Below are 25,149 nucleotides of genomic sequence, written 5' to 3'. Positions count from 1 at the left end.
TTAGGGGGGAATGGCATGCCTAAATCCACTTTTAAATGGGTTGTTGGTGCTACTGTGAGCGCTGTTTTACTAACAGGGTGTGGCTTTATAAATCAGGAGAAAGCAACGGAACAAATTGATCCGCCAAAACAAGTTACGTATACAGAGGGTGGAAAGAAAGAAGTAGCTAAGAAAGATAAGCAAGGACAAACGGTGAATAGAGAACTATACCTTGTTGATAAAAATGGTTATGTTGTACCGCAAACGTTAGCTATACCTACTCCGAAAGCAAATGGGGTCATTCAGCAAACGTTAGAGTACCTTGTGAAAGATGGACCGGTAACGAATTTATTACCGAATGGGTTCCGTGCAGTCATTCCAGCGAATACATCGATGACACTAAATTTGAAAAAAGATGGGACGGCAGTCATTGATTTCTCTAAAGAAATGAAAAACTATGCAAAAGAGGAAGAGCGTCAGATGGTTGAGTCAATAGCCTGGACGTTGACGCAATTTAAAGAAATAAAACAAGTGCAGTTCCAAATAAATGGTGAGAAATTGGCAAAGATGCCTGTTGGTGGTACACCGATTGGTGAAGGGGTGAGCCGTGCTAATGGTATCAACTTCGATGATGAACAAGTAGCGGATGTAACAAATACAAAACCGGTTACACTTTATTTTATGGCACAAAATAATAATAAGCAGCAATACTACGTACCAGTAACACGCCGCGTTGTAGAAGGAAAAGAAAATGATTATGCAGCAATTATAGATGAACTTGTAAAAGGACCGATTCATCAATCGCTTCTGAATGATTTTAATCCAGGAGTTAAGTTGATTACGAATCCGAAGTTACAAGATGGAAATCTTACATTAAACTTTAATGAAAATATATTTATAAACCCAGATAAAAATATGATTTCAAATTACGTATTGAAGTCGTTAGTTTTATCTTTAACAGAAAAGAAAGGTGTGAAAAGTGTTTCTATTGAAGTAAATGGTAAAGCGAATCTTATAGATGAAAAGGGCGGAAAGTTAATAAAACCTGTCGATCGTCCAGAAAACGTGAATACAGGTAGTTTTTAATCTTCAATAATTTGATATACTTAAGTAAGAAAGGGGAATTGCTTTTTGGGTTCCTCTTCTTTTATTGTATACATATCATACATTTAAATTTGGCTATACTAACAAGTAGTTATGAGGAGGTTATTTTTATGCGAGTAGATGGTAGAGAGAAAACAGAATTACGCCATATACATATTCATACGAATTATTTAAAACATCCAGAGGGATCAGTATTAATTGAGGTTGGGGATACAAAGGTAATTTGCTCAGCGACAATTGAAGAGCGTGTCCCACCGTTTATGCGTGGAGAAGGAAAGGGCTGGGTAACAGCTGAATATGCGATGATTCCACGTGCAACAGAACAACGTACAATTAGGGAATCAAGTAAAGGGAAAGTAACAGGACGTACAATGGAAATCCAGCGCTTAATTGGACGAGCATTACGTGCGGTAGTTGACTTAGAAGCACTTGGTGAGAGAACGGTTTGGATTGATTGTGATGTTATTCAAGCGGATGGTGGAACGAGAACTGCTTCTATTACAGGTGCATATGTAGCAATGGTATTAGCGTTTGAGAAGTTATTACAAGCAGAAAAAGTATCTAAAATTCCAGTAAAAGATTATTTAGCAGCAACGTCAGTAGGAATTGTTGAAGAGCAAGGTGTTGTTTTAGATTTAAACTACGCAGAAGATTCTAAAGCAGACGTTGATATGAACGTAATTATGACTGGAAAAGGTCAGTTTGTTGAAGTGCAAGGAACTGGAGAAGAGGCGACGTTTAGCAGAGCGCAGTTAAATGAATTACTTGATGCTGCGGAACAAGGTATCTTCCAACTGATTGACATGCAAAAAGAAGCGTTAGGTGACATCGTATCTCATATAGAGTAGAGGTGGAAAGTATGAAACAAGTTGTTGTAGCGACAAAAAATATGGGGAAAGTACGTGAATTTGCTGAGTTATTTAAGCGATTTGATTTAGAAGTAAAATCATTGCACGATTTTCCTCATATTGAAGAAGTCGAAGAAACTGGTGAAACATTTGAAGAAAATGCGATCTTAAAAGCGGATAGTCTGAGTAGACAGCTGAATGCGATCGTAATCGCGGATGATTCAGGTCTTATTGTAGATGCTTTAAATGGAAAACCAGGCGTGTATTCAGCTCGTTTTGCTGGAGAGCCGAAAGATGATCAAGCGAATATTGATAAAGTGTTACAAGAATTAAATGAAATAGCGTTTGAAAAGCGTAAAGCTCGTTTCTACTGTGCATTAGCAGTGGCTTTCCCTGAAGGGGATAAAAAGCCTGTCATTGTAAACGGGACATGTGAAGGCTTTATTTTAGAACAACGCCGCGGGGAAAACGGCTTTGGATATGATCCGATTTTTTATGTGGAAGAATATAAAAGAGCGATGGCGGAACTAAGTTCAGATGAGAAAAATGCCATTAGTCACCGTGGACGTGCTCTTCGTAAATTAGAAGAAAAAATCCCTGAATGGTTTTTAGGAGAATAAGGGAGAGAGATTGATGAAAGCTTTAATCGTAAGCGATAGTCATAGCTCTGTGAAGGAATTACAGCAGTTGAAAGAGAACTATGAAGGAAAAGTAGATGTCATGATTCATTGCGGTGATTCAGAGCTAACGCCTGCTCATGAAGAGCTGCAAGGTTTCCATGTTGTAAAAGGGAACTGTGATTATGCTAACTTTCAAGATGAAATTGTAACTGATGTAGATGGCATTCGTGTCGTCGTTGTGCACGGACATCGTCATAACGTGAAAATGACATTACAAACATTAGCGTACCACGCAGAAGAGGTAGGGGCGCAAGTTGCATGCTTCGGACACTCTCACGTATTAGGTGCGGAATTAATCGACCGCGTTTTATTTATTAATCCAGGCAGTATTTTATTGCCACGTCAGCGTGTAGAAAAGACATTTGCTTTATTAGAAATGGATGAAAACCAAATGGAAGTTCGTTTTGAAACATTAGACGGACAACTAGTTGAACAAGCAGTTTTTAAAAGAGGATAAGAAAAATTATCCTCTTTTAAAAAAGGTGTTGACTTTATGTATGGTTATACATATAATAAATATTGTCGATAGGGCAACAGCGCTAACGAAGAAAAATAAAATAACATATGCGGGTGTAGTTTAGTGGTAAAACAAGAGCCTTCCAAGCTCTGGTCGAGAGTTCGATTCTCTTCACCCGCTCCATGTCCCAGTAGCTCAGCCGGATAGAGCATACGCCTTCTAAGCGTACGGTCGGGAGTTCGAATCTCTCCTGGGACGCTAAAAAAACCTTGTTATCTTTTGATAACAAGGTTTTTTGTTTGTTTAAAAATTGATGTATGTGCAAGAGGTGTAAAAAATATAAAGTAACATATGATAATTATTATATACAACAGATTAAAGTGCATTAAGAAAAGAGCGCTATTTATGCGCCCTATTTCTCTTGTTTAATTTAAAGAATCAATAGGCTTATGATGAAACTTAAATCCATATCTATATTATCCCAATTGTTCACTTAGAATATTATAAAACTTTTTACCATTCTAGTACGATTAAGCAGCCGTTATCGGAACTTATCCCCGACATTGTGTTACAATTAATAGAAGCGGAAAACGAGAATCTCCAATTGACTGGACGTGTGATTGGTTGGACAGTTTAAGAAGGTTGTATAAAAAAGGGAGATGGCGCAAAGATGGCTAGATCAAATGAGAATGATTTAACGGAGAAATTGGCAGAAGGTCACCGGAAATATGGTGATGGCAACTTTACAGTACAGAACATCGGTGATGAAACTAACCCAGATTGGACTGTCGTAAAAAATGTGAGGAAGGGATCGGCAGGCATTCGTGAAGGAGAAGATATATTAAGACTGCGATCAAAATATATAAAATAGTACGGAAATGGGCGGAGTGGGAGTTCAAATCTCTCCTGGGATGCTAAGAAACCCTTGTTATCTTTTGATAACAAGGGTTTCTTGTTTAGTTATTAATAAACTTCTCAAATACAAAACCATAATCTTTCACGTTATATTGTTTCTTCGTATCAACGAGCCAGTTAAAGGCGATCTCGTTCATTTCTTTAAATTGTTCTGCTAAATTTACTTGTGCGTTTGAAATACGGCTGAAAGCGTTAGATGCCATATCTAGACTTTTATGTGCATACTGTAATGTAATATCGTTGTCGTATGAAATTTCTTCTATTTTAAGTAAAGCCTTATATAAATCTTTTAATTCTTCAATATGTTTTTTATGAACATCAATTGAATAATGCTCATCCCCCATCTGGAACTTAATTTCTACGTCTAAATCAATCGTTCCTGCAGTTTCAAGTGCTACGTTTTTAATTTGATACTTACTATAACTAAAGCGGCGTAGTGTACGTTTTTTACTTGTTGCACTTGTACCATCTAGGTGGATTAATCCTTTGTTTGTGAAACAATATTCATCTGATTTTGATTTGATTAAAAAATAAATTTTCTCCCCATCTTCATGCATCACGTAATCATCAGCATCAACTTTATCGTAATCTTTCGGTGTAATGACAGAACCTACATCGCTTAGCCCTAATACATCTGCAGCCATTTTTTTAAACATACATAATCCCCCTTTTAAATTAAATTCTTAAGTGTATAAAAATATATTAACACGATTTCAATAAAGTGTTTTCTTATAATTAAAAACATTTGAAGGTAAGTTAAGAAAAGTAACAAATAATTATTTCAACCCTAAGTTATTTAGTAAATCTATCAGTTTAAGAGTGGATTCTCCGAAAAATAACCAGGAGAAAAAGTTAATTTTGCAAGTAATTATAGAGAAATTCCGTGAAAACCTCTCAAGTAATATGAGGTTTTTTTCTATCCATTTTGAAATCTTACAATTCTGTAAGGTAACTGTAAGGAAGTTCGATGGTAACAAATTGCTAATCCCCTATAATAAAGGTAACAACGATAAAACGAGGAGGAAGAAATGATGAAAGGATTAATTGTAACGGGTTTAACAGTTGCTTTTGGATTTGTAGCGTATGAGAAATTAACGTATGTAGTTGATGTTGTAAAACATTTAATCGCTTAGTAAAAAAACTGCCATGAGAGGGAAAGGGAATGAGTGAATGAATGGAATGGTTATTTGGAATTATAGGTACTTGTAGTGTAGTGTTATTGTTCTTTGTCCCGAGTGGTATACTTAGTTCGACAACGAGTTTGTTCTTCTTAAGTTTGTTTGCTTGTACGATGCTTATTATTATGTTTTTAATGAAGCGAAGTAAACCAATCTTCTATTTTAGCATGATTGTTATGGCAATTATTGTTCTCCAAATTATTACCCTTGTTATATACCCCACTATTATAAAAGCTTTCCATTAATGATGAATCCTCTGCTTTAATTGCTGAGGATTTTTATTTGTAAATTTTTAATTTTTAGTAAGGATTTGTTTATATCGAAATATAAAAATTAAATATTTCCATATTTCAAACAAAGGGTTTTGGGATGTTGTGTTCTTATTACTCATTTGATATATTTACTTTAAAGATAATTAAAATCTAGAAAAAGAGGCGGACGTATGGATAAAAAAGAAAATACGGTCGTATTGTTTCCACAACTATCAGAGCGATATATTGATGAAGGTTTTTTAGCACTGAAAGAGCGGAAATTCGAAGATGCATTGCGCTGCTTTGAAATATTACGTCAGTATAATGCAGAAACGGAACAAACGGAACTCGCTTCTGTTATTTGTTTGTTAGAATTAAAACATATGGAAGAAGCGAAAGACAAATGTGAACAGTTACTTGAAACAGGAGCTGTATTATTTGGTGATATTCTTGAAACATATGTGACGATTTTAGTTCAAACAAATGATTATGAAGGTGTCATTGAAATCGTTGAAAAGGTTTTGCAAACGAAAGATGTAATGCCTGAGCAAAAGGAAAAATTAGCACAGCTCGCTTTATTTGCAGAAGGTATGTTAAGTGAAGTAGATACGTCACTAGTCGATTCGAATTTTGAATTGGATGAGTTTACTAATGAAATGTTTGGAGAAAACTTTGGACAAAAGCTAAGAGCGATTCAGCAACTTTCGTTAAAAGACTTGGATCTTGCATTACCTATTTTAAAGAAATTTTTAATAGACGAAAAACAGCACCCTTATTTGAAAACTTCTATTTTATATAAAATGATAGAAAATCAAATAGAAGAAGAGATAGAGGTAGAAAAGTTTGGGAATACGATTAAGGTGATTCCAGCATTTACAGGTCATAATGAGGAGCAATCCGATAACATTGTACATACATTATCAAGCCGATTAGAGCAAAATTATCCCGATATATTTGATGCGATGGTTACATATTGGAAAGAATTGCGAATTAGCGTTTTCCCATTCGCTCTATTAATGGATAAAGTGGAGATTTGGGCTGCTGTTTTAGAGAGAATTGGAAGAAAGCGTTTCGGATTGACTATTGATGAAGAAGAGCTTATGACAGCGTATAATATTGAATTAGAAGAGTTTCATATTGCCTATCAATGGTTATTACGTGTTGAAAGAGAAGGATATTTGCCCGTATAATTATGAAAAAGAATCGTTCGGTTCTTGAAACGAGCATATTCTATGTTATAATGTAAGGGTTGCAAAAGGCAGAAATCTGCCTGTTTGTAAGAGAAGAGAAGTGTAAATCTCTTACTTAATATGTTTCATATTATTCTCGAACAAAATATACCGTAGTTGTCTTTTAGACAATTAGTAGATTGGAACATTATATCTGAAAGCTTTTGCTAGAGGATTATTTGTACTTTTGTTATTTCAAAAAAGAGATAATGAAGATTTTAATCTATAGAGGTATGTGCATACATTATTATAGTTGGAGGGAAAGAATAAATGGCTGCAAAATGGGAAAAATTAGAAGGTAACGTAGGCGTTTTAACAATCGAAGTTGATGCTAAAGAAGTAAACAACTCTATCGACGCTGCGTTCAAAAAAGTAGTACAAACAATTAACGTACCAGGTTTCCGTAAAGGGAAAATGCCTCGTCCGTTATTCGAACAACGCTTTGGTATCGAATCTTTATACCAAGATGCTTTAGATATCATCTTACCAAAAGCATACGGTGAAGCGATCGATGAAGCTGGTATCTTCCCAGTTGATCATCCTGAAATCAACATCGAGAAGTTCGAAAAAAATGCTAACCTTATCTTCACTGCAAAAGTTACAGTGAAACCTGAAGTTAAATTAGGTGAGTACAAAGGTTTAGCAGTAGAAAAAGTTGAAACAACTGTAACTGACGAAGATGTAGAGAACGAATTGAAATCTTTACAAGAGCGTCAAGCTGAACTAGTTGTTAAAGAAGAAGGAACTGTTGAAAACGGTGATACAGCTGTAATCGACTTCGAAGGTTTCGTTGATGGCGAAGCATTTGAAGGCGGAAAAGGCGAAAACTATTCTCTTGCAATCGGTTCTGGTACTTTCATCCCTGGTTTCGAAGAGCAAGTAATTGGTCTTAAATCTGGTGATTCTAAAGAAGTTGAAGTATCATTCCCAGAAGAGTACCACGCTGCTGAATTAGCTGGTAAACCAGCTACATTCAAAGTAACAATTCACGAAATCAAAACAAAAGAACTTCCTGAGTTAAACGACGAGTTCGCTAAAGAAGCTGACGAAGAAGTTGCAACCCTTGATGAATTAAAAACAAAACTTCGCACAAACTTAGAAGAAGGCAAAAAGCACGAAGCTGAGCACAAAGTACGTGACGAAGTAGTAGAATTAGCTGCTGCTAACGCTGAAATCGAGATTCCAGAAGCTATGATCGACACTGAGTTAGATCGTATGGTTCGTGAATTCGAGCAACGTTTAAGCCAACAAGGTATGAACCTTGAGCTTTACTACCAATTCACAGGTACTGACGCTGACAAGTTAAAAGAGCAAATGAAAGAAGACGCTCAAAAACGCGTAAGAATCAATCTTGTTCTTGAAGCTATCATTGAAGCTGAAAACATCGAAGTTACTGAAGAAGAAGTAACTGCAGAAGTTGAAAAAATGGCTGAAATGTACGGTATGCCAGTAGACGCTATCAAGCAAGCTCTTGGAAGCGTAGACGCTTTATCTGAAGACCTTAAAGTGCGTAAAGCTGTAGACTTCTTAGTAGACAACGCTGCATAATAAAATAACAAGGCGCGATTTTAATCGTGCCTTGTTTTATAAATATAGAAATATATTTATAAAACTTTTCGATGAAGAAGGAAAACTTCCTTTACAAGTCGAATATACATATTTCAAAAGTTTTAAAATTTTTTTATTTGTACATAACTAGTCATATTATTTGTATTTCTCGCCACGTAGTGACATAATATGTATTTACATACGATACATTTATCGTGTACATACGAAGGCAAGAGGTTAGCACTTTGTAAGGGGTGTGAAAATATGTTTAAATTTAATGATGAAAAAGGTCAATTAAAATGTTCTTTCTGTGGTAAAACACAAACGCAAGTTCGAAAGTTAGTTGCAGGTCCAGGTGTTTACATTTGTGACGAGTGTATCGAACTTTGTACTGAAATTGTACAAGAGGAGCTTGCGAAGGACGAAGAAGTAGAATTCAAAGATGTACCGAAACCGGTAGAAATTCGTGAAATCTTAGATGAGTATGTCATCGGACAAGATAACGCGAAAAAAGCACTAGCGGTAGCGGTATATAACCATTACAAACGCATTAATTCTAACAGTAAAATTGATGATGTAGAATTAGCGAAGAGTAATATTTCACTTATTGGGCCAACTGGTAGTGGTAAAACATTATTGGCACAAACATTAGCGCGTATTTTAAATGTTCCATTTGCAATCGCGGACGCAACATCTTTAACAGAAGCTGGTTATGTAGGGGAAGATGTAGAAAACATCTTACTAAAATTAATCCAAGCAGCTGATTATGATGTAGAGAAAGCGGAAAAAGGAATCATTTATATTGATGAGATTGATAAAGTGGCACGTAAGTCCGAAAATCCATCAATTACACGTGATGTATCTGGTGAAGGTGTACAGCAGGCACTTCTGAAAATTTTAGAAGGTACTGTAGCGAGCGTTCCACCTCAAGGTGGTCGTAAGCATCCGCATCAAGAGTTCATTCAAATTGATACAACGAACATCCTATTCATTTGTGGTGGAGCGTTTGATGGCATTGAGCCAATTATTAAACGTCGACTTGGTGAGAAAGTAATTGGATTTGGTGCTGAGAAGAAAAATGCTGATGTAAATGAGAAGCATGTTTTATCTCACGTTTTACCAGAGGATCTTTTAAGATTCGGTTTAATTCCGGAGTTTATCGGTCGTCTTCCAGTTATTGCGAACCTAGAGCCGCTTGATGAAGATGCTCTTGTAGATATTTTAACGAAACCGAAAAATGCACTTGTTAAGCAATTCCAAAAATTATTGGAGCTTGACGATGTTGAGTTAGAGTTTGAAGAAGGTGCACTAGTTGAGATTGCGAAAAAAGCAATTGAACGTAAAACAGGTGCTCGTGGACTTCGTTCTATTATTGAAGGCTTAATGCTTGATGTAATGTTCGAACTTCCATCTCGCAAAGATATCGAGAAGTGTATTCTGACGAAAGAAACAGTAGCTGATAATGAACCGCCGAAATTGGTGTTACAAGACGGTACTGTACTTGATACAAAAACATCTGCATAGTGCGAAGAAGAAACAGCAATTTTTATAATTGCTGTTTTTCTTTATGTTTAGCTATGTTCCTCCGCGGAAATACTAAGTGATAAAACATTGCGGGAGGAAATAAATTATGAGCTGGACAAATATATTTTTACTTGTTCAACTTGTTTTTGGTGTAATTGTCGGATTGTATTTTTGGCATTTACTTCGAAATCAGCGAACACAAAAAGTTTCAATTGATCGAGAATCGAAAAAAGAATTAGAACAGCTTCGTAAAATGCGTGAGATTTCTTTAACAGAGCCGCTTGCGGAGAAGGTACGTCCTACATCCTTTTTAGATATTGTAGGGCAAGAGGACGGGATTAAGTCGTTAAAAGCGGCTCTTTGTGGTCCGAATCCGCAACATGTAATTATATATGGTCCGCCAGGTATCGGGAAGACAGCGGCAGCACGTCTTGTATTGGAAGAAGCGAAACGCAATCCGAAATCTCCATTTCGTACGAATGCAACATTTATCGAACTTGATGCGACGACAGCAAGATTTGATGAACGTGGTATTGCAGACCCATTAATTGGTTCAGTCCATGATCCGATTTATCAAGGGGCAGGTGCAATGGGGCAAGCTGGTATCCCACAGCCGAAAAAAGGGGCTGTAACAGATGCGCATGGTGGTATTTTGTTCATTGATGAGATTGGCGAATTACATCCAATTCAAATGAACAAAATGTTAAAGGTGTTAGAAGATCGGAAAGTATTTTTGGAAAGTGCGTACTATAGTGAAGAAAATTCGATGATTCCAACGTATATACATGATATTTTTCAAAAAGGTTTGCCAGCCGATTTTCGCTTAGTTGGGGCGACGACACGTTCGCCAGAGGAGATTCCTCCTGCTATTCGGTCACGCTGTTTAGAAGTGTTTTTCCGTGAGTTAGATACAGAAGAGATTCAAAAAGTAGCGAAGAATGCAGCTGATAAAGTGGAAATGCAAATAGGTGAAAATGGTATTGAAATGATAGGGATGTATGCAAGAAATGGACGAGAAGCGATTAACCTTGTACAAATTTCTGCTGGTATGGCAATAAATGAAGAACGTTCTTTCATTAAAGATGAAGATATAGAGTGGGTTGTTCACTTTAGTCAACTTACACCGAAATATGAAAAACGTATTTATCCTATTCCGAGAATCGGTCTTGTAAATGGACTTGCTGTATACGGACCAAATACAGGCGCGTTATTAGAAATTGAAGTAACAGCAATCAAGGCGAAAGATAAAGGGTCGGTAAATGTTACCGGGATTGTGGAAGAGGAAAGTATTGGTAGTCAAACGAAATCCATTCGCCGTAAAAGTATGGCGAAAGGTTCTGTAGATAATGTATTAACAGTACTTCGTTCTCTAGATGTGTTGCCAGAAGGGTACGATATACATATTAATTTTCCAGGTGGTATCCCAATTGATGGGCCTTCGGCAGGTATTGCTATGGCAACAGGTGTATATTCAGCAGTGCATCGTACGTATGTGAGTAATGAAGTAGCGATGACCGGTGAGATAAGTATACACGGGGAAGTGAAACCTATTGGTGGTGTGTACGCAAAAATAAAAGCCGCGAAAAGAGCAGGTGCTAAGAAAGTCATCATTCCTGCTGAAAACATGCAACCGTTTTTGTATACAATAAAAGGAATTGAAATCATTCCTGTTCGTAAGTTAAAAGAAGTATTTGAGCTAACATTTATGCAGGAAAATATACATCGAGACCTTGATATACATACTACTGTAGACGAAACAGATGCACAATCAATGTGAGAATGAACGATAATAAAATTTGCCAGACTTCGTTTAAGTTTGTATGCTTAAGCGGAGTCTTTTTTCCTTTTTAAAAGGGAGAAAAAACGAGGGATTTACAATTGCGGAAAATCTCTGCAATTGCATCTAGATGTATTGTAATATAAAATAGTTGAACAGGAGTTTAATTTATTATGGAGGTGCTATGTCTAGTATGAATACGAATGAAAGAATCGTACCCCTCCTACCATTAAGAGGCGTTCTCGTATATCCAACGATGGTTCTGCATCTTGATGTAGGACGTGATAAATCGATACAAGCACTAGAGCAGGCGGCAATGGATGAAAATATCATCTTTTTAGCGATGCAAAAAGAAATGAATATCGATGATCCGAAAGAAGATGACATATATAGTGTAGGTACAGTGGCGAAAGTGAAGCAAATGTTAAAATTGCCGAACGGTACGCTTCGTGTCCTTGTAGAGGGTTTACATAGAGCTGAAGTAGTAGAGTTTATCGAAGAAGAGAATGTAGTGCAGGTTTCTATCAAAACGGTAACTGAAGAAGTGGAAGATGATCTAGAAGAGAAAGCTCTTATGCGTACATTACTGGAGCATTTCGAACAATATATTAAAGTTTCGAAAAAAGTTTCAAATGAAACATTTGCAACGGTAGCTGATGTAGAAGAGCCAGGAAGATTAGCTGATTTAATTGCTTCTCACTTGCCGATTAAAACGAAGCAGAAACAAGAAATCTTAGAGATTGTATCTGTGAAGGAACGATTACATACACTTATTTCAATTATTCAAGATGAACAAGAGTTACTTAGTTTAGAAAAGAAAATTGGACAAAAAGTGAAACGTTCAATGGAGCGCACGCAAAAAGAGTATTTCTTACGTGAGCAAATGAAGGCGATTCAAACTGAACTTGGTGATAAAGAAGGTAAGGGCGGGGAAGTTGAAGAACTTCGTGAGAAAATTGAACAATCAGGAATGCCTGAAGAAACAATGAAGGCTGCACTGAAAGAATTAGACCGTTATGAAAAGTTACCAGCAAGTTCTGCGGAGAGCGGTGTTATTCGTAATTATATGGATTGGTTATTAGCACTTCCGTGGACAGAAGCGACAGAAGATATGATTGATCTTGCTCATTCTGAAGAAATTTTGAACAAAGATCATTACGGGCTTGAGAAAGTGAAAGAGCGCGTACTTGAATATTTAGCTGTGCAGAAGTTAACGAATTCATTAAAAGGACCTATCCTTTGCTTAGTAGGACCTCCTGGGGTCGGGAAAACATCGTTAGCGCGTTCGATTGCAACATCATTAAATCGTAATTTTGTCCGTGTATCCCTTGGTGGTGTACGTGATGAATCTGAAATCCGTGGTCACCGTCGTACGTATGTTGGAGCGATGCCAGGACGCATTATTCAAGGTATGAAAAAGGCGAAAACAGTTAATCCAGTCTTTTTATTAGATGAGATTGATAAAATGTCTAACGACTTCCGTGGAGATCCATCAGCGGCATTACTTGAAGTGTTAGACCCAGAACAAAACCATAACTTCAGTGATCATTACATTGAAGAACCGTATGATCTATCGAAAGTTATGTTTGTAGCAACTGCGAATACACTTTCAAGTGTTCCAGGTCCGCTGCTTGATCGTATGGAAATTATTTCGATTGCTGGCTATACAGAACTTGAAAAAGTTCACATTGCCCGTGAACATTTATTGCCGAAACAATTAAAAGAGCATGGCTTACGAAAAGGTAATTTACAAGTACGTGATGAAGCACTTCTTGAAATTATTCGTTATTATACACGTGAGGCCGGTGTTCGTACGCTAGAGCGTCAAATCGCAAAAGTTTGTCGTAAAGCAGCAAAAATTATCGTTACAGCAGAACGCAAGCGTATTGTAGTAACAGAGAAAAACATTGTTGATTTACTTGGTAAGCACATATTCCGTTATGGGCAAGCTGAAAAAACAGACCAAGTTGGTATGGCAACAGGATTAGCGTATACAGCAGCAGGCGGTGATACACTTGCGATTGAAGTGTCTGTAGCGCCAGGTAAAGGGAAATTAATTTTAACAGGGAAACTTGGGGATGTTATGAAAGAATCCGCACAAGCAGCGTTTAGCTATATTCGTTCTCGTGCAGAAGAGCTTCAGATTGATCCGAATTTCCATGAGAAAAATGATATTCATATTCATGTTCCAGAAGGAGCAGTTCCAAAAGATGGACCGTCAGCAGGTATTACGATGGCAACGGCACTTATTTCTGCACTAACAGGTATTCCTGTAAGTAAAGAAGTGGGGATGACAGGTGAAATTACACTTCGTGGTCGTGTATTACCAATTGGTGGTTTAAAAGAAAAAACATTAAGTGCTCACCGCGCAGGCTTAACAAAAATTATTTTGCCGGCAGAAAACGAGAAAGATTTAGATGATATTCCAGAAAGCGTAAAAGAAAACCTTACGTTTGTGCTTGCATCTCATTTAGATGAAGTATTGGAGCACGCATTAGTAGGAGTGAAACAATGAAAGTAACAAAAGCAGATATTGTAATTAGTGCTGTTAAACCAGAACAATATCCAGACAGTGATTTACCAGAAATTGCATTAGCAGGTCGTTCAAATGTCGGGAAGTCTTCCTTTATTAATAAAATTTTAAATCGTAAAAAGTTAGTACGTATTTCTTCTAAACCAGGAAAAACGCAAACGTTGAACTTTTTCTTAATCAATGAGATGATGCATTTTGTTGACGTTCCAGGTTATGGCTATGCGAAAGTATCTAAAACAGAGCGCGCAGCATGGGGCAAGATGATTGAGACTTACTTTACAACACGTGAGCAATTAGACGCAGCTGTATTAGTAGTTGATTTACGTCACCAACCAACAAATGATGACGTGATGATGTATGATTTCTTAAAGCATTATGAAATCCCAACAATTATTATTGCGACGAAAGCCGATAAAATTCCGAAAGGGAAATGGCAAAAGCATTTAAAAGTTGTAAAAGAAACGCTTGCTGTTGAAATTGGCGATGAAATCGTTCTATTCTCTTCTGAAACAGGACTTGGAAAAGAAGAAGCGTGGAAGGCAATTCATAGAATGACAAAAACAAAAAACGCGTGACGAATGTCGCGCGTTTTTTTTTATTTACTAAATTTTTTTATCGTACGTTTAATATAACCTCAATATTACCTCTTGTTGCTTTCGAATAAGGACATACACCGTGAGCGGCTTCTACAAGTTCTTGTGCTTCGTCATGAGAGACGCCAGCAACATGTACATCAAGTACAGCAGATAGGCCGAAACCACCATCTGTATCTTTTCCGATAGAAACGTGAGCAGTTACTTCTGTACTTTCTACTTTCACACGTTTTGTACGAATGACAAGCTGTAATGCACTATCAAAACAAGCGGCATAACCAGCAGCAAATAGTTGTTCTGGATTCGTTGCCTCTCCGCCTGCACCACCTAGTGCTTTCGGCATTTTTACATCAAGATTTAATATGCCATCATCTGAAATTACTTTTCCGTTTCTTCCACCTGTAGCAGTTACTGAAGCAGTATATAATTTATCCATGTTTATTCCCCTTTTCTATCATTAATTGTTTTCATTGTTTCAATTAGTTTATTTAATTGAATTAATAAAGATCGATATTCTTGTTCTGTAATTCCTAAATTTGTTGCCATTGTTGTTGGCAATGAACAAGCCTTTTCTTTTAAATCTTTACCTTGTTCTGTTAATTTAATACAAACTTTGCGCTCATCTTCTTTGGAACGAACGCGTTTTACAAGTTTTAATGATTCCATTCGTTTTAACATAGGTGTTAACGTACCGGAATCTAAAAATAGACGTTCTCCAATTTCTTTTACTGTTAGTCCATCTTGCTCCCATAGTACGAGTAAAGTAATGTACTGAGGATACGTAATACCCATCTCTTCTAAATATGGTCGATAAAAGCGGGTAACTTCTTTAGAACAGGCGTAAATAGAAAAACAAAGTTGGTTATCTAGATGTAAAGAATTCTCTGTCATACATAACTCCCTTCTAATTAAGTTGTGCACAATTTAATTTTGTAAAATCAATATAACGAAAAAGAAATACAATGTCAAATACATTGTATTGAGAAAGTTTGTGCTACGATTTGGAACAATCATACATATTTTCCTGCATGATGAAAGAAGATAGGAAAGATGATGTTATAATTCATATGGAATAGTTTCCATCACTTGATTATGAGTGCTTTTTTTGGTAACGTACAAATAGAGTTATTAATTTATAATCATTATAAAGTAGAAAGTCTTTATTAGTTTTACTGAATCTCCTTTATTACATACGGAGAATAAATAAAAAATAATCGGTTGTTCACACGATTGTCAGATTCATAAGAGGAAAGTTGTATTATGATAGTAGATAAAGTGATAAAACGGGTGAAGGGGGACATGCTGCGTGCATATTCTTGTTGTTAGTGTAAATTATCGAACAGCCCCTGTAGAATTTCGTGAGAAACTCACATTTCAGGCAGCAGAGCTAGAGCAAGCAATGACTACATTACAAAATCAAAAGAGCGTGTTAGAGAATGTCATTGTATCAACTTGTAATCGCACTGAGATTTATGCTGTTGTCGATCAATTACACACGGGACGGTATTATATTAAGAAGTTTTTAGCTGATTGGTTTCAGCTTGAAATAGAAGAAGTCGCACCATATTTAACTATTTTTGAACAAGACGGTGCAATAGATCATTTATTCCGCGTGACGTGCGGTTTAGATTCTATGGTAGTTGGAGAAACACAGATTTTAGGCCAAATAAAAGATAGCTTTTTAGAAGCGCAACAAGTAAAAGCGACAGGCACAATTTTTAATGAGTTGTTTAAGCAGGTGGTTACGTTAGCGAAACGTGCGCACTCAGAAACGACGATTGGTGAAAGTGCGATGTCTGTTAGCTATGCTGCTGTTGAGCTCGGAAAGAAAATATTTGGTGAGTTAACAGATTGTCATGTGCTTATTCTTGGTGCTGGTAAGATGGGTGAACTGGCACTGCAAAACTTATATGGAAGCGGTGCTCGAAAAGTAACAGTCATGAATAGGACTTTTACGAAAGCGGAAGTAATGGCTGAGAAATATATGGGACATGCAAAGCCTTTAAGTGAATTGCAATGTGCATTATTAGAAGCAGATATTTTAATTAGTTCAACTGGTGCATCTGAATATGTCATCACGAAAGAGATGATGACAAAGGTAGAGAAAATGCGCTCTGGTCGTCCGTTATTTATGGTGGATATTGCAGTGCCACGTGATATTGATCCAGCGATTGATGAACTAGAAGGTTCTTTCTTATATGACATTGATGATTTGCAAGGAGTAGTGGAAGCAAACCGTGCTGAGCGTTTGAAAGAAGCAGAGAAAATTCAATTTATGATTGAAGAGGAAATTGTTTTATTTAAAACGTGGTTAAGTACACTTGGTGTTGTTCCGTTAATAGCAGCTCTTCGTGATAAGGCACTTGCTATTCAAAGTGAAACGATGGAAAGCTTGGAACGAAAAATACCGAATCTTAGTGATCGTGAGAGAAAAGTAATTAGTAAGCATACGAAAAGTATTATTAATCAATTATTAAAAGACCCAATTTTAGTAGCGAAAGAAATAGCTGCTGAAGAGGGAGCAGACGAAAAATTAGCGTTATTTGCAAAGATTTTCGACTTAGAAATGGAAGATGTAGAGAGTTGTGCGGAAGAAGTAGAACATAAAAGAGCGTGGACACCATCCGTTCCATCTTTATAATTTGGAAGGATGATCGGATGAGTTTTTTAAATAACAGTATTATTTATCATATTGCAATTATTTTATATGCTTGTAGCATTAGTTTATATTTTATAGATTATTTCCAAAGTAACCGAAAGGCGAACCGATTTGCTTTTTGGTTACTTTCGATTGTATGGGTTCTGCAGTCTATCTTTATGTTACTTAGGGCTACAGATTCAGAAACGAACCCTATATTAACTTTATTATCAGGGATTTATTTTTATGTTTGGCTATTGATTACGATGTCGTTAGTCATTAATCGATTTATGAGAATTGACTTTCTAGTCTTTTTTACAAATGTTGTCGCATTTGGCGTAAGCGCTTTTTCTATTTTTACACCGCTCGGAAAGATGTCGCCGGTACTGGCAGAGCAATTAGTTTCAGAACTTGTATATGTACATGTCGGTATGGCTATTATTTCTTATGCAACTTTCACTGTATCGTTCATTTTTTCTATTATGTATTTATTGCAATATCGCCTATTAAAAAAGAAAAAATGGAATGCGAGATTAAGAAGGTTAGGGAATTTGCCGAAGCTAGAATCGATGTCTTACGGATTAAATTTATTTTCTGTTCCATTTTTCTTATTAGCTATTTTATTAGGATGCATATGGGGATATACGAAATTGGACAATTTCCATTGGTATGATACGAAAGTGATCGGGTCTTTTGTCGTTCTATTTGTATATTGTGCTGGCCTATATTTACGAGTGGCAGATGTGTTGCAAGGGAAGAAAATCGTGCAGTGGAACATCGGAGCATTTCTCGTAATGCTAATCAATATTTTTCTATTAAGCAGTTTATCCAACTTCCACTTTTGGTATTTATAATGAGGAGAGAGAATTATGCGCAAAATTATTGTAGGGTCACGAAAGAGTAAATTAGCATTAACGCAAACAAACTGGTTTATTGATCAGTTAAAAGCACTAGGTTTACCATATGAATTTGAAGTGAAAGAAATCGTCACAAAAGGTGATGTTATTTTAGATGTTACTCTTTCAAAAGTAGGCGGAAAAGGCTTGTTTGTTAAAGAGATTGAACATGCGTTACTTACGAAAGAAATTGATATGGCTGTACATAGTATGAAAGATATGCCGGCCGTACTTCCAGAAGGATTAATGATTGGTTGTACACCGAAGCGTGTTGACCCTCGTGATGCTTTTATCTCAAAAAGCGGAGCATCGTTTAAAGAGTTAGCAGAAGGCGCTATTTTAGGTACGAGTAGTTTAAGACGCAGTGCACAATTATTAGCTGCGAGACCAGATTTACAAGTGAAGTGGATTCGAGGAAATATCGATACACGTTTACGTAAATTACAAGAAGAAGATTACGATGCAATCATTTTAGCAACAGCTGGATTACAAAGAATGGGCTGGGATAATGAAGTTATTACAGAACATTTAGATGAGACGTTATGTGTACCTGCTGTAGGACAAGGTGCATTAGCGATTGAATGCCGTGAGGATGATAAGGATTTACTAAAGTTGTTAGCGCATATGAATGATGCAGTAACAGAAAGAACAGTGGCGGCAGAACGAGTATTTCTTCATAAACTTGAAGGTGGCTGCCAAGTTCCGATCGCTGGATATGCAACTCTTACAGAAAATGATGCAATCGAATTAACAGCTCTTGTCGGTTCTATGGACGGTTCTATTTTATTGAAAGAGACAGTAGCAGGAACTAATCCAGAGGAAGTAGGATTAGAGGCTGCGGACCGTTTAATTAAACAAGGCGCAAAAGAACTCATTCTTGCTGCAAATAAGGGGCAACAATAAATATGAACGCTCTCGCTGGCAAAACGGTATTAATTACACGTGCCCAGCATCAAGCGAAACAAATGAGTGTAGCGGTGAAAGAAAAGAGCGGAATTCCATTGGAAATTCCGCTTTTGCGTATGGAAGGTATGTCTCATAGGCAAATTCAACATATAGCAGGGCAGCTGCATTCGTATGACTGGGTTATTTTCACGAGTAAAAATGGGGTAGCTTTTTTTCTAGATAGTTTGAGAAAGAAGCTACCCGCAAAGACTAAAATTGCTGCAGTAGGCGTGAAAACAAGGTTAGAGTTAGAAAAGCGGGGCTATCAAGTGGACTTCGTTCCAACTTCATTTGTTGCAGAAGTATTTGCAGAAGAGTTTGTAAAAAGACTAAGTGGAAACGAGTGCATTTTATTTCCGAAAGGGAATTTAGCAAGAGATGTAATTCCAGTTGCACTTCGCGAAATTGGTGTTTCTCTAGAGGAGCTAATCGTATATGGTACGGAAGAGAATGTAGAGAAAAGGCAAGAGCTTATAGTAGCGTTAGAAGTAGGGAAAGTAGACATTATTACATTTACGAGCCCTTCAACTGTTACTAGTTTTGTTCGTTTACTTGAGGGTAACTAACTGTTACGATTTATTTAACCAATTATAACCAAAGTTAATTAAATATATCAGTAAGCCCTGCTAGTCAAGTGATTGGCTAGTAGTGAGGGTTAACTGCGGGCAATCCCTAAAGCTGATTGAACTACAACGTGGCTAGAAATGGTGAGCGTGAATGTTGCGAAAGCAGAAAAAATCAATCAGATGGTGCAAGGTTAAATCCTAAACACTAGAACAATGGGTCTTCCGCCTCGAATCATCTAAGTCAAAATGGATAAGATGAACGTTCAACGACTATCTCGTATAACTGACGAGAGTACATCACAAGCCTATGGTGGTGGAAAAATCCTCTATCTCTAAAGAGATAAACATATAGTCTGCGCTCATGTGAAAACATGAGAAGTTCATAAGAGAACTGGCTAAGGAATTGCGCCCTTAGTTGAACGAGATAAATTTAATTAAATCTATCAAACTTTATTGAAAATATCGAACATACGTGCTATGTTAGGTTCAATGAGGTGAGAATAATAATGGAATTTTCACGAGTTAGTCAAGTATCAGAATTAACAGGTTTGCATCCGAGTAGTCTCAGGAGAATGCTGATGGAACACGCTACTATTCAGAAGAACAAATCTTTCAGTATCTGAAAGGTGAGTGCCTGAATAATCGCATAGTAAAGGAGTAGGCTTCTGATGATATTGGCGAAGAAAGTTAGACTGATTCCAACGTCTGAACAAGAAAAAGTGCTTAGAAACCATGCTGGTGCTGCAAGATTCGCTTATAACTATTGCAAAAGAATGAGTGATAGATATTATAAGCTATTTGGAAAATCTGTTTCACAGTTAGCTTTACAGAAACGATTTACAAAGATCAAGAAGCGAAAGAGATATGAGTGGTTACAAGACATCAATGCACAAGTTCCTAAACAGGCTTCAAAAGATTTTGATACGGCCAGAAAAAATTCGTTCAAAAAGTACAAAAATGGTTATCACACTTCTTATAAATCCAAAAAAGATTTAATCCAAGGATTTTATGCCAATTATGAAAGACTGATTATAGGAAAGAAAGTAGTTCATATACAGTCTATTGGAGAAGTGAAAACAAGCCAACAACTACCAAGAAACAAAAAACCATCCAATCCAAGAGTTACCTTTGATGGTCGTCACTGGTGGATGAGTGTAGGGTTCCAAGAAGACTTTGAATCACAAGAACTAACCAATGAGTCGATTGGTGTGGATGTTGGTTTAAAAGAGCTGTGTGTAGCTTCTAATGGTATGAAAGAACGAAATATAAACAAAGATGCCAAGGTTAAAAAACTTTTGAAAAGGAAAAAGTCAGCTCAAAGAGATATGTCTAGGAGATTTAAAAAAGGTGTAAAAGTTCAATCTGCCGGATATGAAAAAGCTAAAGCTGAGCACCTGCGGTTATCTAGGAAAATTACGAATATCCGAAATAACCATATCCATCAAGCAACAGCTAAATTGGTGAAAACCAAACCAATGAGGATTGTTGTGGAAGACTTATCTATCTCAAACCTGTTAAAAAACAAAAAACTATCGAAAGCATTTTCCTTTCAAAAATTAAACTTCTTCTTTCAATGTTTATCATACAAGTGTGAGAAGTACGGCATTGCGTATGTAAAAGCTGATAAATGGTTCGCCTCAAGCAAGATTTGTTCATGTTGCGGAGTTAAATACGACCATTCAGTTCAACCAGAAGGACAGTGGAGTTTAAAGATTCGTGAATGGTGTTGTGTTGGGTGCAATAGCCATCACGATAGGGATGTAAATGCTGCGATAAACTTATCAAGATGGGTAAAATAAATGCTTGATAATAGGAGGTAACGATACTGCCTCGTGTGGAGTGTTATACCCCTCGTCCCTTCGGGGTTGCGAGAACATGATGAAGCACTAACTCGTGTAAATTTGATTGAATTGTATAGATTTAGTTAAGTTTATCGTATCGGTACAAACTGGAGAGAATGGACAAAAAAATGTACAATTGCTTGTATAGGGCCTATTACGGAAAAAGAGGCGAGCCTTTATTTTCCGCATGTTATTATGCCGAAAGAGTACACTGTAGAAGCATTACTACAATGCATTTGTGAATCTATAAAATAAAAGAATGGGGATAGAAATCTATGAACTCTTTACAATTTAATCGTCATCGTCGCTTAAGACAAAGTGGTAATATGCGTGCGCTTGTGCGTGAAACGTTTTTACATACGGAAGATTTTATTTACCCTATTTTTGTATTAGAAGGAGAAAATGTTCGTAATGAAGTGCCTTCTATGCCAGGCGTATATCAAATATCTTTAGATTTATTGCAAGCTGAGATGCAAGAGGTTGTTGATTTAGGTATTCGTTCTGTTATTGTATTTGGTTTACCTGCTGAAAAAGATGAAGTTGGATCATCAGCATATTGTGATCATGGAATTGTGCAACGTGCAATTAAGCAAATTAAAGGTGAATTCCCTGAGCTAGTAGTAGTTGCAGATACATGTTTATGTCAATTCACAAGCCATGGTCATTGCGGTGTAATTGAAGATGGTATTATTTTAAATGACGAGTCTCTTGCAGTTCTTGCGAAAACAGCTGTAAGCCAAGCGAAAGCAGGAGCGGACATTATTGCGCCATCAAACATGATGGACGGATTCGTAACAGCAATTCGCCATGCATTAGATGAAAATGGTTTTGGACACGTACCAGTAATGTCGTACGCTGTGAAATATTCATCAGCATTTTACGGACCATTCCGTGATGCGGCGCACGGTGCTCCGCAATTTGGTGATCGTAAAACATATCAAATGGATCCAGCGAACCGTATGGAAGCATTCCGTGAAGCAGAATCAGATGTAATGGAAGGGGCAGATTTCTTAATTGTAAAGCCAGCTCTTTCTTACTTAGATATCATTCGTGATGTGAAAAATAACTTTAATTTACCAGTCGTTGCTTATAACGTAAGTGGTGAATATTCGATGATTAAAGCAGCAGCGCAAAATGGTTGGATTAATGAAAAAGAAGTTGTACTTGAAAAATTAATTAGCATGAAACGTGCAGGAGCAGATTTAATTATTACGTATCATGCAAAAGATGCAGCAAGATGGTTACAAGAAGGAGGCGCTAAATAATGAAAAAGTTTGATAAGTCGATTGCGGCGTTTGAAGAGGCGCAAGATTTAATGCCTGGTGGCGTAAATAGCCCTGTTCGTGCTTTTAAGTCTGTTGGTATGAATCCGTTGTTTATGGAGCGCGGAAAAGGCTCTAAAGTATATGATATCGATGGAAATGAATACATCGATTACGTATTATCATGGGGTCCTTTAATTCATGGTCATGCGAATGATCGTGTTGTTGAAGCTTTAAAATCTGTTGCTGAAAGAGGAACAAGCTTCGGTGCCCCAACGGAAATTGAGAATAAATTAGCGAAACTTGTTATTGAGCGCGTACCATCAATTGAGATTGTACGTATGGTTAACTCTGGAACAGAAGCGACAATGAGTGCGCTACGTTTAGCTCGTGGTTATACAGGACGTAATAAAATTTTGAAATTCATCGGTTGTTACCACGGTCATGGTGATTCGTTATTAATTAAAGCGGGTTCTGGTGTGGCGACGCTAGGTTTACCAGATAGCCCAGGTGTACCAGAAGGTGTAGCGAAAAATACGATTACCGTAGCGTATAACGATTTAGAAAGTGTGAAATACGCTTTCGAACAATTTGGTGATGATATTGCTTGTATAATTGTAGAACCAGTAGCAGGAAATATGGGTGTTGTTCCTCCGCAACCAGGATTTTTAGAAGGTCTTCGTGAAGTAACAGAGCAAAATGGTGCATTGCTTATTTTTGATGAAGTCATGACAGGATTCCGAGTTGCTTATAATTGCGGACAAGGTTATTACGGTGTAACACCTGATTTAACTTGTTTAGGTAAAGTAATCGGTGGTGGCTTACCAGTAGGAGCATACGGTGGTAAAGCAGAAATTATGCGCCAAGTTGCACCGAGCGGACCGATTTACCAAGCGGGTACTTTATCAGGTAACCCACTTGCAATGGCAGCAGGTTATGAAACGTTAGTACAGTTAACGCCAGAATCATATGTAGAATTTGAGCGTAAAGCTGAAATGTTAGAAGCTGGCTTACGTAAAGCGGCTGAAAAACATGGCATTCCGCATCATATTAACCGTGCGGGTTCTATGATTGGTATCTTCTTTACAGATGAACAAGTTATTAATTACGATGCAGCAAAATCTTCAAACTTAGAATTCTTTGCGGCTTACTATCGTGAAATGGTAGAACAAGGTGTATTCTTGCCACCATCTCAATTCGAAGGTCTATTCTTATCGACAGCACATAGTGATGCAGATATTGAAGCGACGATTGCAGCAGCTGAAATTGCAATGTCAAAATTAAAAGCTTAATTTTTGAAAGAAAATCGCTCTCCATAAGGGGAGCGATTTTTTTTATTCATAAAGTCAGCTTTCCATACATAAATCTGTAATGACATATAGTTTGGGAGGGGGAAAAGAAGTGGCAACAGATCATTCATTACGTTTTTCATTAAAAGAATCTGTTTGGTTCCAAAAAGGACAGGAAGTCGAAGAACTTTTGTCAATTTCGTTAGATCCAGACGTTGAGATAGAAGAGCTTGATCATGAAGTTATCGTGAGAGGGCAATTAGATTTAACGGGAGAGTATGTTGCGCGGCAAGATGATTCGGCTTATTCATTAAGAGATTTATCGCCAGCGAAGTCGATTGATTATGTAGAAACAAGGGAAGATGGGGTTAATGAACTTGTTCATTCCTTTCCACTTGAAATATCAATTCCGAGAAACCGTGTGAAAGTAATTGAAGAACTATATGTATCTATTGAGGAATTTGATTATGAATTAAAGGAAAATGGTTGCTTACAATTATTAGCGGATATATCTATCACTGGTTTATGTGATGAAGAAAGAATCGAGGATGAAGAGGAAGAAACAGCGTATGCTGAGTTAGAGGCTGATTCCGCACAAGAAGATGAAAATAGACCTGCCATGCACGTAGAAGAACCAGTCTATAAGGAATCAGATGAGTGGGAAGATTACGCATTTGAACCGTTTCAACTAGAGCAAAGAAAAGAGCAGGAAGTAGAGGAAGAGGAAATAGAAGAACATGAATTTGTGGAGCGTGAAGAGGAGAAAGAATCAACGCCACAATTTGAATTGTTCGGAAGAAAAGATTTCAAGAAAGAAAAAGCGAAAAAACAAGAAGAGCAAGAAGAAACGTATTCACAGCGAGATGAAAATGCACTTTATTTAACGAAAATATTTACGAAAGAACCGGAAGAAGAATTTACAAAGTTAAGAATGTATTTCGTGCAAGAAGGGGATACAATCGAATCTGTTGCAGACCGTTATGAAACGTCTGTACAAAACTTATATCGTGTCAATCAAACAGAAGATATATATTTAACTGCGGGACAAATTATTTATATTCCTGTTTCAAGGGCAAAAGCGAAATAAGTGAGTGTT

Annotated in this window: 22 protein-coding genes, 2 tRNA genes and 2 pseudogenes; 23 read left to right on the top strand and 3 right to left on the bottom strand. The window is 37.0% G+C overall.

The window, feature by feature from the left end; genetic code table 11:
* The first annotated feature begins 15 nt into the window (after window positions 1-15).
* From gerM to DN389_RS17815, 7 genes are all read left to right on the top strand, one after another.
* Window positions 16-1,065 carry a spore germination protein GerM gene (gerM, locus tag DN389_RS17845; protein WP_098190933.1) on the top strand — a complete coding sequence of 350 codons (1,050 nt, stop codon included), beginning with the start codon at window positions 16-18 and terminating at the stop codon, window positions 1,063-1,065.
* Window positions 1,066-1,193: 128 nt separating this feature from the next.
* Window positions 1,194-1,931 (top strand): ribonuclease PH, encoded by a 738-nt coding sequence (gene rph, locus DN389_RS17840; RefSeq protein WP_001261765.1) that lies wholly within the window; start codon window positions 1,194-1,196, stop codon window positions 1,929-1,931.
* 11 nt (window positions 1,932-1,942) lie between these two features.
* Complete coding sequence (locus DN389_RS17835; RefSeq protein ID WP_142343653.1) at window positions 1,943-2,551, top strand: XTP/dITP diphosphatase; 609 nt, start codon at window positions 1,943-1,945, stop codon at window positions 2,549-2,551.
* Window positions 2,552-2,564: 13 nt separating this feature from the next.
* Entirely contained in the window at window positions 2,565-3,068 is a 504-nt protein-coding gene (locus tag DN389_RS17830) for a metallophosphoesterase (RefSeq protein WP_098190931.1), read from the top strand.
* Window positions 3,069-3,177: 109 nt separating this feature from the next.
* Window positions 3,178-3,251 (top strand) — tRNA-Gly (locus tag DN389_RS17825).
* Between the two features lies 1 nt (window position 3,252).
* Window positions 3,253-3,326: transfer RNA gene (locus tag DN389_RS17820), tRNA-Arg, on the top strand.
* Window positions 3,327-3,738: 412 nt separating this feature from the next.
* The gene (locus DN389_RS17815) at window positions 3,739-3,939 is read left to right on the top strand and encodes a hypothetical protein (protein ID WP_000124458.1); all 201 of its coding nucleotides are present in this window, start codon (window positions 3,739-3,741) and stop codon (window positions 3,937-3,939) included.
* An 85-nt stretch (window positions 3,940-4,024) separates the two neighbouring features.
* Here DN389_RS17815 and DN389_RS17810 read toward each other — a convergent pair whose 3' ends face one another.
* The gene (locus DN389_RS17810) at window positions 4,025-4,639 is read right to left on the bottom strand and encodes a PH domain-containing protein (protein WP_000473869.1); all 615 of its coding nucleotides are present in this window, start codon (window positions 4,637-4,639) and stop codon (window positions 4,025-4,027) included.
* A 518-nt stretch (window positions 4,640-5,157) separates the two neighbouring features.
* Between DN389_RS17810 and DN389_RS17805 the strand changes: the two genes are divergently transcribed.
* From DN389_RS17805 to ysxC, 7 genes are all read left to right on the top strand, one after another.
* The gene (locus DN389_RS17805) at window positions 5,158-5,406 is read left to right on the top strand and encodes a hypothetical protein (RefSeq protein WP_001983650.1); all 249 of its coding nucleotides are present in this window, start codon (window positions 5,158-5,160) and stop codon (window positions 5,404-5,406) included.
* Window positions 5,407-5,603: 197 nt separating this feature from the next.
* Entirely contained in the window at window positions 5,604-6,602 is a 999-nt protein-coding gene (locus DN389_RS17800; RefSeq protein WP_149237423.1) for a hypothetical protein, read from the top strand.
* 309 nt (window positions 6,603-6,911) lie between these two features.
* Window positions 6,912-8,189 carry a trigger factor gene (gene tig, locus DN389_RS17795; protein ID WP_000729261.1) on the top strand — a complete coding sequence of 426 codons (1,278 nt, stop codon included), beginning with the start codon at window positions 6,912-6,914 and terminating at the stop codon, window positions 8,187-8,189.
* 264 nt (window positions 8,190-8,453) lie between these two features.
* A complete protein-coding gene (clpX, locus tag DN389_RS17790) occupies window positions 8,454-9,713 on the top strand; it encodes an ATP-dependent protease ATP-binding subunit ClpX (protein ID WP_000472285.1) in 1,260 nt (419 codons plus the stop codon).
* A gap of 106 nt (window positions 9,714-9,819) precedes the next feature.
* The gene (gene lonB, locus DN389_RS17785; RefSeq protein WP_149237422.1) at window positions 9,820-11,490 is read left to right on the top strand and encodes an ATP-dependent protease LonB; all 1,671 of its coding nucleotides are present in this window, start codon (window positions 9,820-9,822) and stop codon (window positions 11,488-11,490) included.
* Between the two features lie 184 nt (window positions 11,491-11,674).
* The gene (gene lon, locus DN389_RS17780) at window positions 11,675-14,005 is read left to right on the top strand and encodes an endopeptidase La (RefSeq protein WP_000097312.1); all 2,331 of its coding nucleotides are present in this window, start codon (window positions 11,675-11,677) and stop codon (window positions 14,003-14,005) included.
* Entirely contained in the window at window positions 14,002-14,598 is a 597-nt protein-coding gene (gene ysxC / locus DN389_RS17775; RefSeq protein WP_000869124.1) for a ribosome biogenesis GTP-binding protein YsxC, read from the top strand. The genes lon and ysxC overlap by 4 nt, the downstream gene beginning before the upstream one ends.
* Before the next feature lie 37 nt (window positions 14,599-14,635).
* Here the strand turns inward: ysxC and DN389_RS17770 are convergent, their stop codons facing one another.
* Entirely contained in the window at window positions 14,636-15,052 is a 417-nt protein-coding gene (locus DN389_RS17770) for an organic hydroperoxide resistance protein (protein WP_046956275.1), read from the bottom strand.
* 2 nt (window positions 15,053-15,054) lie between these two features.
* Window positions 15,055-15,507 carry a MarR family winged helix-turn-helix transcriptional regulator gene (locus DN389_RS17765; protein WP_000138543.1) on the bottom strand — a complete coding sequence of 151 codons (453 nt, stop codon included), beginning with the start codon at window positions 15,505-15,507 and terminating at the stop codon, window positions 15,055-15,057.
* Window positions 15,508-15,922: 415 nt separating this feature from the next.
* Here DN389_RS17765 and hemA point away from each other — a divergent pair, with 415 nt between their 5' ends.
* The 9 genes and pseudogenes from hemA to spoVID all read left to right on the top strand — a co-directional run bounded on the left by hemA (window position 15,923) and on the right by spoVID (window position 25,140).
* On the top strand, window positions 15,923-17,257 hold the full coding sequence (hemA, locus tag DN389_RS17760) for a glutamyl-tRNA reductase (protein WP_000547847.1): 1,335 nt from the start codon (window positions 15,923-15,925) through the stop codon (window positions 17,255-17,257).
* A gap of 17 nt (window positions 17,258-17,274) precedes the next feature.
* The gene (locus DN389_RS17755) at window positions 17,275-18,108 is read left to right on the top strand and encodes a cytochrome c biogenesis protein (RefSeq protein ID WP_000008998.1); all 834 of its coding nucleotides are present in this window, start codon (window positions 17,275-17,277) and stop codon (window positions 18,106-18,108) included.
* Between the two features lie 15 nt (window positions 18,109-18,123).
* Complete coding sequence (gene hemC / locus DN389_RS17750) at window positions 18,124-19,053, top strand: hydroxymethylbilane synthase (RefSeq protein WP_149237421.1); 930 nt, start codon at window positions 18,124-18,126, stop codon at window positions 19,051-19,053.
* A gap of 2 nt (window positions 19,054-19,055) precedes the next feature.
* A pseudogene (locus DN389_RS17745) lies at window positions 19,056-19,655 on the top strand (uroporphyrinogen-III synthase); the annotation flags it as partial.
* 674 nt (window positions 19,656-20,329) lie between these two features.
* Window positions 20,330-21,460 carry an RNA-guided endonuclease InsQ/TnpB family protein gene (locus DN389_RS17740; protein ID WP_149237419.1) on the top strand — a complete coding sequence of 377 codons (1,131 nt, stop codon included), beginning with the start codon at window positions 20,330-20,332 and terminating at the stop codon, window positions 21,458-21,460.
* A 141-nt stretch (window positions 21,461-21,601) separates the two neighbouring features.
* Window positions 21,602-21,757: pseudogene (locus DN389_RS17735) on the top strand (uroporphyrinogen-III synthase); the annotation flags it as partial.
* 20 nt (window positions 21,758-21,777) lie between these two features.
* Complete coding sequence (gene hemB / locus DN389_RS17730; RefSeq protein WP_046958800.1) at window positions 21,778-22,767, top strand: porphobilinogen synthase; 990 nt, start codon at window positions 21,778-21,780, stop codon at window positions 22,765-22,767.
* Window positions 22,767-24,056, top strand: a complete 1,290-nt coding sequence (hemL, locus tag DN389_RS17725) for a glutamate-1-semialdehyde 2,1-aminomutase (RefSeq protein WP_048541355.1) — start codon at window positions 22,767-22,769, stop codon at window positions 24,054-24,056. Before hemB ends, hemL begins: the two co-directional genes overlap by 1 nt.
* Before the next feature lie 79 nt (window positions 24,057-24,135).
* The gene (spoVID, locus tag DN389_RS17720) at window positions 24,136-25,140 is read left to right on the top strand and encodes a stage VI sporulation protein D (protein ID WP_098092652.1); all 1,005 of its coding nucleotides are present in this window, start codon (window positions 24,136-24,138) and stop codon (window positions 25,138-25,140) included.
* Window positions 25,141-25,149 lie beyond the last annotated feature (9 nt).

The organism is Bacillus sp. AY3-1 (genome assembly GCF_008368785.1).
GTDB lineage: Bacteria > Bacillota > Bacilli > Bacillales > Bacillaceae_G > Bacillus_A > Bacillus_A wiedmannii.
Note: the sequence above shows the minus strand (reverse complement) of the source record. Positions and strands in the feature narration are given on the sequence as shown.